This window comes from Acidovorax sp. JMULE5 (genome assembly GCF_013376875.1).
Lineage (GTDB): Bacteria > Pseudomonadota > Gammaproteobacteria > Burkholderiales > Burkholderiaceae_C > Acidovorax > Acidovorax facilis.
Genome location: NZ_CP035951.1, coordinates 1,973,469 through 1,986,123, shown reverse-complemented (window position 1 = coordinate 1,986,123; position 12,655 = coordinate 1,973,469). Strand labels below are relative to the sequence as shown.

At 65.6% G+C, this 12,655-nt stretch carries 11 protein-coding genes; 4 read left to right on the top strand and 7 right to left on the bottom strand.

The genetic code is table 11. From position 1 onward, the window contains the following. Nucleotides 1-146: 146 nt before the first annotated feature. Together EXV95_RS08905 and gdhA are read right to left on the bottom strand one after the other, a co-directional pair. Nucleotides 147-980: an alpha/beta hydrolase gene (locus tag EXV95_RS08905; protein WP_176886566.1), complete on the bottom strand. Its 834-nt coding sequence runs from the start codon at nt 978-980 to the stop codon at nt 147-149. 140 nt (nt 981-1,120) lie between these two features. Further along, nucleotides 1,121-2,464, bottom strand: coding sequence for an NADP-specific glutamate dehydrogenase (gene gdhA / locus EXV95_RS08900; protein ID WP_176886565.1), 1,344 nt, complete (start codon nt 2,462-2,464; stop codon nt 1,121-1,123). 254 nt (nt 2,465-2,718) lie between these two features. On the opposite strand from gdhA, the gene EXV95_RS08895 reads away from it, so the two are divergent. Further along, nucleotides 2,719-3,882 (top strand): glycerophosphodiester phosphodiesterase, encoded by a 1,164-nt coding sequence (locus EXV95_RS08895; RefSeq protein WP_121505819.1) that lies wholly within the window; start codon nt 2,719-2,721, stop codon nt 3,880-3,882. Nucleotides 3,883-4,050: 168 nt separating this feature from the next. On the opposite strand, the gene mutL is transcribed toward EXV95_RS08895, so the two are convergent. Further along, complete coding sequence (mutL, locus tag EXV95_RS08890; protein WP_176886564.1) at nt 4,051-6,093, bottom strand: DNA mismatch repair endonuclease MutL; 2,043 nt, start codon at nt 6,091-6,093, stop codon at nt 4,051-4,053. 110 nt (nt 6,094-6,203) lie between these two features. Between mutL and EXV95_RS08885 the strand changes: the two genes are divergently transcribed. Next, entirely contained in the window at nt 6,204-6,851 is a 648-nt protein-coding gene (locus EXV95_RS08885; protein ID WP_176886563.1) for a DedA family protein, read from the top strand. A 108-nt stretch (nt 6,852-6,959) separates the two neighbouring features. On the opposite strand, the gene EXV95_RS08880 is transcribed toward EXV95_RS08885, so the two are convergent. Beyond that, complete coding sequence (locus EXV95_RS08880; RefSeq protein WP_082437237.1) at nt 6,960-7,199, bottom strand: glycine zipper 2TM domain-containing protein; 240 nt, start codon at nt 7,197-7,199, stop codon at nt 6,960-6,962. A gap of 309 nt (nt 7,200-7,508) precedes the next feature. Between EXV95_RS08880 and EXV95_RS08875 the strand changes: the two genes are divergently transcribed. Further along, a complete protein-coding gene (locus tag EXV95_RS08875) occupies nt 7,509-9,074 on the top strand; it encodes a methyl-accepting chemotaxis protein (protein ID WP_255484967.1) in 1,566 nt (521 codons plus the stop codon). Nucleotides 9,075-9,098: 24 nt separating this feature from the next. Here EXV95_RS08875 and EXV95_RS08870 read toward each other — a convergent pair whose 3' ends face one another. The 3 genes from EXV95_RS08870 to tsaE form a co-directional block, all read right to left on the bottom strand. Next, entirely contained in the window at nt 9,099-9,440 is a 342-nt protein-coding gene (locus EXV95_RS08870; RefSeq protein ID WP_055393289.1) for a cupin domain-containing protein, read from the bottom strand. A 119-nt stretch (nt 9,441-9,559) separates the two neighbouring features. Then, nucleotides 9,560-11,011 carry an N-acetylmuramoyl-L-alanine amidase gene (locus EXV95_RS08865; RefSeq protein WP_176886562.1) on the bottom strand — a complete coding sequence of 484 codons (1,452 nt, stop codon included), beginning with the start codon at nt 11,009-11,011 and terminating at the stop codon, nt 9,560-9,562. Further along, the gene (gene tsaE, locus EXV95_RS08860) at nt 11,008-11,535 is read right to left on the bottom strand and encodes a tRNA (adenosine(37)-N6)-threonylcarbamoyltransferase complex ATPase subunit type 1 TsaE (RefSeq protein WP_176886561.1); all 528 of its coding nucleotides are present in this window, start codon (nt 11,533-11,535) and stop codon (nt 11,008-11,010) included. Before tsaE ends, EXV95_RS08865 begins: the two co-directional genes overlap by 4 nt. 12 nt (nt 11,536-11,547) lie before the next feature. On the opposite strand from tsaE, the gene queG reads away from it, so the two are divergent. Beyond that, nucleotides 11,548-12,597, top strand: coding sequence for a tRNA epoxyqueuosine(34) reductase QueG (gene queG / locus EXV95_RS08855; RefSeq protein ID WP_176886560.1), 1,050 nt, complete (start codon nt 11,548-11,550; stop codon nt 12,595-12,597). The last annotated feature ends 58 nt before the right edge of the window (nt 12,598-12,655 follow it).

The following is a 12,655-nucleotide window of genomic DNA, read 5'->3' as shown; positions in this document are numbered from 1 at the left end:
ACCAGACAGGGCCTTCGATACCGGCGCGGCCCAGGCCAGGGCAGCCGAGCAAGGGCCGCCCCGCAGCGAGGGCTGCGTCCCCCTGCCCACAGCGCGCAGCGCTGCGAGAGCGGGGGGAAGGCGCGCAGCGCCTCAGGGGGGTGTCTCTACCTCAGCTTGAACAGCGATGCCATGGCTTGCCGGTACGCTGGTTGCCCTACCGAGTTGGTGTTGTGGTGCGACCCGCCTTCCACCAGCACAAACTGCTTGGGCTCCTGCGCCGCCTCGAAGAGCTTGCGGCCCAGGGCGGGCTGGATCAGGCTGTCCTGGCTGCCATGCACCACCAGCAGGGGCGAGCCGATCTCGGCCACCTTGCGGACGGACTCAAATCGCTGCGTGATCAGGCCCGACACTGGCAACCAGCCCCACTTGAAGGTGCTGACCACATCGGGGATGCTGGTGAACGTGCCTTCCACCATGGTGCCCTGTTCGTCGGACACCTGGCGGGCCAGGTCGATGGCAATGGCGCCGCCCAGCGAGTGGCCGAAGATGTAGCGGGGCTTGCCCGGTTGCTGCTGGGCCAGCCAGTCCCACGCGGCGCGGGCGTCTTCGCTGGCGGTCGCCTCGGACGGCAGCCCGGCGCTGCTTTGGCCGAAGCCCCGGTAGTCGATGGCCAGCACCGAAAATCCCAGCTCCTGCATGCGCCGGATGCGGCCCGACGAGCCCGCCACGTTCCAGCGTGCACCGTGCAAATAGAGCAGCACCGGCGCATCGGCACCCTCATGGGCCAGCCACAGGCCATGCAGGCGCTCGGCCTTGCCGCTGGCGTCGGACTGGAAATCAATCCACACATCCTGCATGTCTGCCGTGGATTGCGCCCCACCCCAGCTGCGGTCGCTGGGCTGGAAGATCCATTCGCGCTGCTTGGCGTCGAGGGTGGCGCAGCCCGCCGTCACGGCGATGGCCAAGGTCAGGGTAACCAGGAGGGGGGTGCGCTTCATGGTGGAGACAGACTCGGCTTCGCGTCAGAAAGTTCTGACCGGCGAAGCAGGGTTTGTGCCCGTTTCCTGCAAATGGGGCGAAATGGCGGGCAACGCGCCTTCTTGTCCCATCTTCGGTTGCCTTGCCTTCGGAACCGGGGTTACACCACGCCCTGCGCCAGCATAGCGTCGGCCACCTTCACAAAACCAGCGATGTTGGCACCGTCCACATAGCTCACCGTGCCATCGCTGCGTTTGCCGTAGTGCAGGCAGGCAGCGTGGATGCCCTGCATGATCTGCAGCAGGCGCGCATCTACCTCTTCGCGCGGCCATGAGAGGCGCGCGGCGTTCTGGCTCATCTCCAGGCCCGATGTGGCCACGCCGCCTGCGTTGCTGGCCTTGCCCGGGGCATAGAGCACGCCCGCAGCCTCAAACGCCTTGGCTGCGTCGATGGTCGACGGCATGTTGGCGCCCTCGGCCACGCAGACCACGCCGTTCTTGATCAGCAGCGCAGCGTCGTTCGCGTCCAGCTCGTTCTGGGTGGCGCAGGGCAGGGCCACGTCCACTGGTACATGCCAAGGGCGTACACCGGCTTCAAATGTGGCGCCGGTGCGGGCTGCGTAGTCGCTCACGCGGCCATACAGATGGTTCTTCACTTCCATGAGTTCGGCCAGCTTGGCAGGGGTGAAGCCGTCTTCGTCCACGATGGTGCCGCTCGAATCCGAGACCGTGACCACCTTGGCACCCAGTTCCATGGCCTTTTCGACGGCGTATTGCGCGACGTTGCCCGAACCGGAGACCGACACACGCAAGCCGTCGAGCGAGCGGCCTTTGGACTTGAGCATTTCCTGCGCAAAGTACACCGTGCCGTAGCCAGTGGCTTCGGGGCGCACCAGCGAGCCGCCAAACGACAGCCCCTTGCCGGTGAACACGCAGTCGGCCCGGTTGCTGAGCTTTTTCATCATGCCGGCCATGAAGCCCACCTCGCGGCCACCCACGCCGATGTCGCCGGCGGGCACGTCCGTGTCGGCACCCACGTGGCGGAACAGCTCGGACACAAAGGCCTGGCAAAAGCGCATGACCTCTCCCGGGCTCTTGCCCTTGGGGTCAAAGTCGCTGCCGCCCTTGCCGCCGCCCATGGGCAGGGTGGTCAGAGCGTTCTTGAAGGTCTGCTCAAACGCCAGAAACTTCAGCACCGACAGGTTGACCGACGGATGGAACCGGATGCCGCCCTTGTACGGGCCAATGGCCATGCTGTGCTGAATGCGGTAGCCCCGGTTGACCTGCACGCTGCCGTGGTCGTCCACCCACGACACGCGGAACATGACGATGCGCTCGGGCTCCACCAGGCGCTCCAGCAGGCCGTGCTCGGCGTAGCGGGGGTGTTCTTCAATGAAGGGCCACAGGCTTTCCATCACCTCGGTGACAGCTTGCAGAAACTCGGGCTGCCCCGGGTTGCGAAGGGCGACGTGTGAGAGGAAGCTGCCTGCGGACGCGTGTTTCATATTTCAAAAAACTTTCTGAAGATCAAGGGGCGGTGGCACGCCATGGCGCGCTGCAACATCGAATTATGTCTAAAAGTTATACGTTTATGCGCATGACTCTGCACAATGGTGGGGAATGTGGCAGGGTGATTGCCACTTTTTGGTGCGTGCGGATGCTGCGGTGAAGCTGTCATCCGCTTGCAAAGCGGGCGTCATCGCCTTGTCACAGGGGGCGCCCACAGTTCGGCGGTTCTAAACACAACGAGGAGAAGAGCATGCACATTTCTGGTGCGAAACTGGGTGCGCTGGCCCTGGTGGCCACGCTGGCTGCTTGCGGTGGCAGCGATGACAACCCCTATCCCACTTTGAGCGGCGACAAGCCCCTGGTGATTGGCCACCGGGGTGCCGCCGGCTACCTGCCGGACCACACGCTCGAAGGCTACAAGCGGGCCATCGAGATGGGCGCCGATTTCATCGAGCCTGACCTGGTCGCCACCAAGGACGGTGCGCTGATTGCACGCCACGAGCCCAACATCACCGGCACCACCGATGTGTCCACCCGCGCCGAATTTGCCAGCCGAAAGACCAAGAAAGTGGTCGATGGTGTGGAAGAAGAAGGCTGGTTCGCCTCGGACTTCACCCTGGCCGAAATCAAGACCCTGCGCGCCATCCAGCCCCTGGCCGACCGCGACCAGTCGCACAACGGCAAGTACCAGATCCCCACGCTGGAAGAAGTGCTGGACCTGGCCAAGAGCGAAGGCGCCAAGGCGGGCCGCACCGTGGGTGTGTACCCCGAAACCAAGCACCCCACCTACCACGTCCGCCTGGGCCTGCCACTCGAAGACCGCCTGCTTACCATCCTGGCCAAGTACAGCTACACCGCCAAGAGCTCGCCGGTCATCGTGCAGTCGTTTGAGGTCTCCAACCTCAAGTACCTGCGCACCAAGACCCAGATCCGCCTGGTGCAACTGGTGGACGCGAACGACGTGAACCCCGACGGCAGCATGGACCTGACCGCCCCCTATGACAAACCGTACGACTTTGCCGTGGCGGGAGACACGCGCACCTTCGCCAGCCTGCTCACGCCTGCGGGCCTGAAGGAAGTGAAGACCTACGCCGACGGCATCGGCCCCTGGAAGCCCTATCTCATCCCCTCCAAGCAGGTGGACGCCAACAAGGACGGCAAGGCCGACGACCTCAATGGTGACGGCAAGATCGACGAACGCGACCGCGTGATGATGCCCGCCACCGACGTGGTGAAAAACGCCCACGCCGCAGGCCTGCTGGTGCACCCCTACACCTTCCGCAGCGAGGCCAAGCGCCTGGCGTCGGACTTCAAGGGCGACCCCAAGGCGGAATACAAGCTGTTCTATCAACTGGGCGTGGATGGCGTGTTCAGCGACTTCCCGGACCATGCCAAGGCGGCGCGGGATAACTGAAGCCCCCTGAGGCGCGGCGCGCCTCCCCCCCCAAGGGGGACGTACCCGGTGGGCCGGCAAAGCCGGTTCCACGGGTGCTCTGGCCTGGGGCTGTGCCGGTTGTGGCGGCCCCTGGGCTTGATGTGCAGGTGGTCCATCGGCCCTCGGGCCGATCTTTTTGCGGTTACCTTACCGGCCCCGCAGGAACAGCGCGTCCAGTTCCTTCATGCTGAGCTGCCGCCACGTTGGCCGTCCGTGGTTGCACTGGTCGCTGCGGTCCGTGGTTTCCATCTGCCGCAGGAGCGCGTTCATCTCGTCGATGGTGAGCTTGCGGTTGGCGCGCACGGCGCCGTGGCAGGCCATGGTGCCCAGGATTTCGTTGCGCGCGCGTTGCACCACGGTGGTGGCGTCGTGGGCGGCCAGTTCGGCCAGCACGCTGCGGGCCAGTTCCACGGGGTCGCCCTGGGCCAGCGTGGTGGGCACGGCGCGCACGGCGAGGGTCTTGGGGGAGAACGGCACGACTTCCATGCCCAGCGTGGCCAATACCTCGGCCGATTCTTCGGCGGTGGCGACCTCTTGCGGGGTGGCGGCAAAGGTGGCGGGGATCAGCAGGGGCTGGCTGGCAATGCGGGCGCCGCTGTCCACCTGGGACTTGAGGCGTTCGTAGACGATGCGTTCGTGCGCGGCGTGCATGTCCACGATGACCATGCCCTGGGCGTTTTCGGCCAGGATGTAGACGCCGTGGAGTTGGGCCACGGCCTTGCCCAGCGGCCAGGCGGTGTCGTTGCCGCCCTGGCCCTGGGGCCAGGTGGTTTCTTTCGCGGTGCTGTTGTTGGCCCAGGCCGCAGCAGGGGGGGCGAATGACGTGGGCGTCACGGGCTGCGGCATGGCATCTGCCTCGCCGGTGTTGGCCGCAGCGCCCCAGTTCACCAGCGGTGCGGTGAGCTCTGCAGACGGTGTGGCTGCGTCCTCTTTCCTTGGCCCCCACAGCGCCTGCAGGTCGGCCACATGGTGGCCACGTTCTTCAAATTTGATAGCTGCTTGCGCTTGTCTGTTAAGCGCTAGAGGCTGATTTGGCTTGAAATTCTCAATGGGGGCCTGTGCCGTGGAGCCCGTGTCTGCTGAAGCGGCAGCCCCTGCAGCCGCCGCCAGCGCTGCGGCGCGGGGCGCTGCCAGCGCGTTCTCCACGGCGTGGCGCACGGCCTGGTGCACCTCGCGGCTGTCTCTGAAGCGCACTTCGATCTTGGTGGGGTGCACGTTCACGTCCACGCGCGCCGGGTCGATCTCCACATACAGCGCGTAGATGGGCTGCTTGTGGCCGTGCAGCACGTCTTCGTACGCGCTGCGGGCGGCGTGGGTGAGCACCTTGTCGCGCACGAAGCGGCCGTTGACGTAGCAATACTGGTGGTCGGGCCGTGAGCGCGCGGCGTCGGGCAGGCCTGCGCGGCCGGTCACGGTGACCGGCCCCATGCGGTGCTGCACGGCGACCGACTGGGTGACGAAGTCTTCGCCCAGCACGTCCGACAGGCGGCGGGCCAGTGCGTCCTGCGCATCCCCCTGGCCGGGCACGAAGGTGGCGCGCCACTGCTCCACCAGCTTGCCTTCGTGCCAGATGGCAAAGCCCACATCGGGCCGGGCCAGCGCGTGGCGGCGCATGGATTCGATGCAGTGGGCCAGCTCGGTGGCGTCGGTTTTCAAGAACTTGCGGCGCGCTGGGGTGGAGAAGAACAGCTCTTTCACCTCCACCGTCGTGCCGGTGCTGCGCGCGGCGGGGCGCAGCTCGCCGCTGCGGGCGTCCAGCAAAAAGGCGTTGGACTGGGCGATGGGGCGGGAGAGCAGCGACATCTCCGACACCGAGGCAATCGCAGCCAGCGCCTCGCCCCGAAAGCCCATGGTGGCCACGGTTTCCAAGTCATTCAGGTTGGTGATCTTGCTGGTGGCGTGGCGGCGCAGGGCCACCGGCAGCTCTTCGTGTGGAATTCCGCCGCCGTCGTCTTCCACGGTGATCAGGCGCACGCCGCCGGCCGACAGGCGCACGGTGATTTGAGTGGCGCCTGCATCCAGCGCGTTGTCCACCAGCTCGCGCACCACCGAGGCGGGGCGTTCCACCACCTCACCGGCGGCGATCTGGCTGATCAGCTCGTCCGGCAGGTCGCGGATGGGGCGGCGGTTGTGGAGGGGGGTGAAATCGGCAGGCTGCGCCGCTGCAAGGGTGGGGGTGGTGTCGTTCACCCGGCCAATTTTAGGGCGGGGGCCGCGCAGGGGTATCGGCCAGCGCCTCTTGGCCGATGGGGATAATGCCCGCAACTTTTTTGCGTCCGGTGCCCCCCACCGGCTACCCCATGGAACTGGTGACCTTTCTGATCGACTTCATCCTGCATGTCGACAAGTACCTCGAAGCCTTTGTGCAAACCTACGGCGCCTGGGTGTATGCGCTGTTGTTCCTGATCGTGTTCGTCGAAACTGGTGTGGTGGTCATGCCGTTTTTGCCCGGCGACTCGCTGCTGTTCATTGTGGGCGCGCTCTGTGGCGCGGGGATGATGAGTTTTCCGCTGGCCTGCGCCATCCTGATTGCGGCGGCCATCCTGGGGGACCAATGCAACTATTCGATTGGCCGCTTCTTTGGCCCCAAGGTGTTCCAGTGGGAGGACTCGCGCTGGTTCAACCGCCGGGCCTTCAATCAGGCGCACGATTTTTACGAGCGCTATGGGGGTATCACCATCATCCTCGCGCGTTTCATGCCCTTCATCCGCACGTTTGCGCCCTTTGTGGCGGGCGTGGCCGAGATGAGCCGGGCCAAGTTCACAGCGTTCAACGTGGCCGGGGCACTCATCTGGGTGCTGGGCATTTGCTCCGCTGGCTACTTCTTTGGCAACTTTGCCTGGGTCAAGGAGAACCTGGACAAGATCATCTGGGCGATGATTTTTGTGCCCGGCCTGATCGCAATTTTTGGCGCCTGGCGGGCTGGGCGGCAGGCCAAGGCGGCCTGATTTATCGATTGCAATTGCTATAAAAAATATAGCTTCTAGCGCTTACAAAATAAGCGCTAGAAGCTATTTTTGTGCCTGATGCCCAGAGGGTCAGGCACAGAGGGGGAATTAACGGCGGTAGGGCTTGCGTTGATCGCGGTCTTCGCCGATCTCATGGCCGATGAGGGCACCGGCCGCCGCACCGCCGATGGTGCCTACGGGCCCGCCAAAGACAGCGTTGCCAGCTACACCGCCGACTACGGCCCCTACACCTGTGCCCACCTGGGCGCCCGACGGATTGGAAGCGCAACCACCCAGAGCAAGGGCTGCAGTGCAGGTGGTGGCAAGAAGGATGTGACGGATTTTCATGGCAGGAGTCCTTTATGAATGGAGTCAGGCCTGGGGTCCCAGCAGCGGGTGCGTTGGGGCTCGACCTGTGGTTTCACTATCCATTCGGCGGCTGGGGCCCGGCGTAGGCAGCTGTGGCAAGCGTCTGTAGGACATGGGGCCTCGTGCGGGGCGGGCGCTGCGTTTGGCCTTAAGGCGTCCTTGGCCCATGGGCCAGAGGCCGGTGATCAGGGTTTACGTGGCCCGTGGGGTGGTTGCCAACGGGCGGGCGCAGGAAGATCATTTCTTCTCTCTGCAAACCCATCACATACATCTACAAAAGGGGACACCATGGACCAGCAACCACGGGGGATGGGGGCGCAGCTGACGGTTGCGCAACAGATTGGATTGATTGTGGGGGTGGCTGTTTTTGCGCTGGTGCTCATCCTGGCCCTGAGCCTGGTGCGGGTACAGACCCTGGGCAATACGGTGGACCGCCTGGCCACCGAGCAGGTCGAGCGGCTGCAGCTGGCACTGCGCTGGCGCAGCAACATTGCCGTCAACTCCACGCGGGTGTTCTCCATCGTCCAGACGGAGGGCGATGACCTGCAGAACTACTTCAAGGACGTCGTGGCGGCCACCACCGCTGACACCAGCAAGGTGCAAAAGCGCTACACCGAGCTGGAAAGCAGCCCGCAGGGGCTGCTCATCCAGGAGGAATTGGCCACCATCCGCAAGTCTTACCTGGAGACACGGGACAAGTCGCTCGCGCTGAAGAAGGCGGGCGACATGGCCCAGGCGCGCGCCTATGCGCTGGGCAGCTTTGCCCCGGTGCTGGACAAGTACAACGCCGTGGCCGACAAGATGGTGAACTACCAGGTGCAACGCTCGGCCGAGCAGGCGGCCGAGGCGGCGGGCTTGATCCAGTCCTACCGCATGACCGTGCTGGCGGCGGGTGTGGCGGGGCTGGCGCTGCTGGTGGTGTTGTCGTGGGTGGTGGTACAGCGCATCCGCCGCTCGCTGGGGGAAGTGAGCGCCGTCGCCCAGCGCATTGGCGAGGGTGATCTGTCGCAGCCCATCCATGCCAGCGGGCGGGGCGAGGTGGCCGAGATGATGCGGGCGATGGAGGCCATGCAGACCTCGCTGGTGCGCATCGTGGGCGATGTGCGCCACAGCAGCGACAGCATTGCCACCGGCTCCAGCGAGATCGCCTCGGGCAATGCCGACCTGAGCCAGCGCACCGAGGAGCAGGCCAGCAATCTGGAGCAGACCGCAGCCTCGATGGAGGAGATCACCAGCACCGTGAAGAACAATGCCGACACTGCCCAGCGCGCCGCCGTGCTGGCGGGCACCGCATCGGCTGCGGCCGTGAAGGGTGGCGAGGTGGTGGGCCAGGTGGTGGCCACGATGCAGGACATTTCGGCCGCATCGCGCAAGATCACCGACATCATTGCGGTGATAGATGGCATCGCGTTCCAGACCAACATCCTGGCGCTCAATGCCGCTGTGGAAGCCGCCCGCGCGGGCGAGCAGGGCCGGGGTTTTGCCGTGGTGGCCAGCGAGGTGCGCAATTTGGCACAGCGCAGTGCCGAGGCTGCCAAGGAGATCAAGGCCCTGATTGGTGCCAGCGTGGAGAAGGTGGATGCTGGTACGCACCTGGTCGGTAACGCGGGGCAGAGCATCGAAGACATCGTCGCCCAGGTCAAACGCGTGAGTGACCTGATCGGCGAAATATCGAGTGCGACGGGCGAGCAGACCATCGGCATCAGTCAGGTGGGCGAGGCCGTCACCCAGCTCGACCAGGTCACGCAGCAGAACGCGGCGCTCGTGGAGCAGAGCGCTGCAGCGGCCGACAGCCTCAAGCACCAGGCTGCCAAGCTGGCCGAAATTGTGAGCGTGTTCCGGCTGGGGCGCTGAGCGGACGCTGATCCGCTGATGGGCCTATGCTGCTTGGGTAGGCTTGAGGCACATGGTGACCAGCAGCGATGCATCCTCCACGGCTTTGAGCGAGTGCAGTGCGCGGGGCGCAAGGTGCACAAAATCGCCCGCGCGCAGTTGCTGAACGCCGTGCTCGCTGACAAATTCCACCATGCCCTCAATGCACAACACGGTGCCCTCGCCGGGGGTCTGGTGTTCTTTCATGGATTTGCCCACTGGCAGCACCACGCGTATCACTTCAAGCTGACCTGCTTTGAGGATGGCGGTGGTGACGGTTTCGGGCAAGCGGTCGCCCAGGGGGCGCATGCTGACGATCTGGCCGGATTGGGCGTGGGGTAGTGCCATGGCATTTCTCCTTGCTTGCCGGGGCGCGGTGCGCGCCCGGCCGATGCAGGCTACTGTGCCTGCAGTTGGCAGTGCGCGCAAGGTGGGTTGGCCGCCCCGCGCGCAAGGTCCTGACCTTGCTACACCGACCGGCTGCGCGCCAGTGGCGGGTTCTTGGCAAAGTAACGCGTGATGCCGCGCATCAGCGCGTCGGCCAGTTGCTCCTGGTAGGCACTGCTGCGCAGGCGCTTTTCTTCTTCGGGGTTGCTGATAAAGGCGGTTTCGACCAGCACGCTCGGAATGTCGGGCGCCTTGAGCACGGCAAACCCTGCTTGTTCCACGCGGGGCTTGTGCAGCTTGCCCACGTTGCCGATCTCACCTAGCAGCACACTGCCCAGCTTGAGGCTGTCGTTGATCTGAGCGGTGGTGCTCATGTCCAGCAGTGCGCGCTGCACATGGCGGTCTTTGCTCTGCACGTTCAGCCCGCCGACCAAGTCGGCCTGGTTTTCCTTGTTGGCCAGCCAGCGTGCGGCGGTGCTGGAGGCACCGCCCTGGCTGAGCGCAAATACGCTGGCACCGCGCGCTGCGGGAGTGGTGAAAGCGTCGGCGTGGATGCTGATGAACAGGTCGGCCTGCACGCGCCTGGCCTTTTCCACCCGCGTGCCCAAGGGCACGAAAAAGTCACCGTCGCGGGTGAGGAAAGCGCGCATCGGGTTGCCGCCCACGGTGGTGGCGTTGATGCGGTCGCGCAGCAGGTGCGCAACGCGCAGCACCACATCTTTTTCGCGGGTGCCTGCGGGGCCGATGGCGCCGGGGTCTTCGCCGCCGTGGCCGGGGTCTAGCGCCACGATGATGATTCGGTCGGTCTGGGTGGATGTGGCACGGTTGCCAGGCCGCGCGGGTTCTGGCGGTGGCGGCGCGGTGGCCACCATGGGTGGGGGCTCGGGCGGGCCGGGGCGCTGGCTGCGTTGTGCAATCAGATCGCCCAGCGGGTCGTGCTCGGGCGCTGCGGGTGCGCGCGCTGCGGCGGCGTTGGCAGCAGCTGCGGCCGTCAGCGGTGGATTGGGTGCGGGGGCGGGCTTGGCGGGGGCCTCGCGCAGGCGCTCGGCAATCAGCGCCTCCAGCGGGTCTACCGGCGCGGCGGGGTACAGGTCAAACACCAGCCGGTGCTGGTAGGCGGCCACGGGTGGCAAGGTGAACACCTGGGGCATGGCCGCCTGTTTCAGGTCCACCACCAGCCGCACCACGCCGGGTGCGTTTTGGCCCACGCGGATACCGGCAATGTTGGGGTCGTCTGGTTTGACCTTGGCCACCAGCTCGCGCAGTTCAGGGCTGAGGTCAATGCCCTCGATGTCGACCGCCAGCCGGGGCGGGGTGGTCACGAAAAACTGCTTGGCCACCAGCGCACCGTCGGATTCGATGGTCACGCGCGAATACTCGGGGGCGGGCCACACGCGCACGGCCAGGATGGTGGCGCCCCGTGCAATCTGCTGCGTGCCCAGCAGCAGCACCAGGCTGCCTGCCTGCAGCACAGCGCGGCGCGAGGGCAGGGGGGCAGCGGGTGGGCGGGCGGGCAGGGTGGGTTCGTTCACGGCGTCTCAGAGTGCTTGCAGCAAGGCACGCCCGATGGGGTGTGGGCGTGCACGGTGACTTTCCTTTCGGTGTCGTCGATTGCTTCAATGTGGATAGCAAGGTCCGCAAGCGGGGTAAGCGCTGCAGCCTTTTCCGGCCATTCTGCCACCTTGAGACCGGGGTTGGCAAAAATGTCCCTGAAACCCGCATCCTCCCACTCGCGCGGGTCGTCAAAGCGGTAGAAGTCAAAGTGCCAGATGGCGAGGCCCGGGGCCTCGTGTGGCTCCACCACGGCGTAGGTGGGGCTCTTGATGCGGCCCTGCACGCCCAGGGTGCGCAGCAGGTGGCGCACCAGCGTGGTCTTGCCCGCGCCCAGGTCGCCGTGCAGGGTTACAAAGGCATTGGCCAGCAGGGGCTGCGCGGCAAGGCGCTGCGCGAAGGCGGTGGTGTCGTCCTCGCTGTGCCAGGTGAAATGGCGCGCAGTTTCGGCAGCAGCATGGTTGCCGCTTCCTACAATCTGGCCGGTATGTGGTGCAACAGTCAACTCGTTCCTCAAATGCAGGAGTGGGCCCGCGAGCTGGGATTTTCCCAAATCGGCGTGGCGGGGGTGGACTTGTCTGCGGCAGAGCCCGGGCTTGAGGCCTGGCTGGCGCAGGGCTTCCATGGTGACATGCATTACATGGCATCCCACGGCATGAAGCGCGCACGCCCGGCCGAACTGGTGCCCGGCACCGTGAGCGTGATCACGGCGCGCATGGATTACTTGCCGCGCGATACCGCCATGGACGCGCCCGATGGCTGGCAGACGGCGGAGCTTTCGCGCCTGCAGCGCCCGCAGGAGGGCATCGTGTCGGTCTACGCCCGAGGCCGGGATTATCACAAGGTGCTGCGCGCGCGCCTGCAAAAACTCAGTGACCGCATCGCCGAGGCGATTGGACCGTTTGGCCACCGCGTGTTCACCGACTCGGCCCCCGTGCTGGAGGCGGAGCTGGCCGCGCGCAGCGGCCAGGGCTGGCGCGGCAAACACACACTGGTGCTCAACCGCGAGGCGGGGTCGATGTTCTTCCTCGGCGAAATCTATGTGGACATGGCCCTGCCCAAAAGCGCGCCCGTCACCGCGCACTGCGGCAGCTGCAGCGCGTGCATTGACGTGTGCCCCACGCAGGCCATCATTGCGCCGCACCGCGTTGATGCGCGGCGCTGCATCTCGTACCTCACCATCGAACACGCCGGGCCCATCCCCGTGGAGTTGCGGCCCCTGATGGGCAACCGCATCTACGGCTGCGACGACTGCCAGCTGATTTGCCCCTGGAACAAGTTTGCCCAGGTGAGCCGCCTGCCGGACTTTGACGAGCGCAAGGGCCTGGCGGGCCAGCAGCTGGTGCACCTGTTTGCGTGGGACGAGCCCACCTTTTTGCGCATGACCGAAGGCGGCCCCATCCGCCGCATTGGCCACGAGCGCTGGCTGCGCAATGTGGCTGTGGCGCTGGGCAATGCGCTGCGGGCGACGGGCGACGAGGCGGTGCGTGCGGCATTGCAGTCCCGCGCCGACGACACCAGCGAGCTGGTGCGCGAACATGTGGTCTGGGCGCTGAATTTTGAGTGAAATTGGCACCTAGCGCTTGATGGATAAGCGCAAACAGCTATCAAAATAAGAGCATTGG

Excerpts from the sequence above, each read along its gene's own strand:
- EXV95_RS08905 (WP_176886566.1), bottom strand. The coding sequence starts at position 980 with ATGAAGCGCACCCCCCTCCTGGTTACCCTGACCTTGGCCATCGCCGTG.
- gdhA (WP_176886565.1), bottom strand. The coding sequence starts at position 2,464 with ATGAAACACGCGTCCGCAGGCAGCTTCCTCTCACACGTCGCCCTTCGC.
- EXV95_RS08895 (WP_121505819.1), top strand. The coding sequence starts at position 2,719 with ATGCACATTTCTGGTGCGAAACTGGGTGCGCTGGCCCTGGTGGCCACG.
- EXV95_RS08885 (WP_176886563.1), top strand. The coding sequence starts at position 6,204 with ATGGAACTGGTGACCTTTCTGATCGACTTCATCCTGCATGTCGACAAG.
- EXV95_RS08880 (WP_082437237.1), bottom strand. The coding sequence starts at position 7,199 with ATGAAAATCCGTCACATCCTTCTTGCCACCACCTGCACTGCAGCCCTT.
- EXV95_RS08875 (WP_255484967.1), top strand. The coding sequence starts at position 7,509 with ATGGACCAGCAACCACGGGGGATGGGGGCGCAGCTGACGGTTGCGCAA.
- EXV95_RS08870 (WP_055393289.1), bottom strand. The coding sequence starts at position 9,440 with ATGGCACTACCCCACGCCCAATCCGGCCAGATCGTCAGCATGCGCCCC.
- queG (WP_176886560.1), top strand. The coding sequence starts at position 11,548 with ATGCAGGAGTGGGCCCGCGAGCTGGGATTTTCCCAAATCGGCGTGGCG.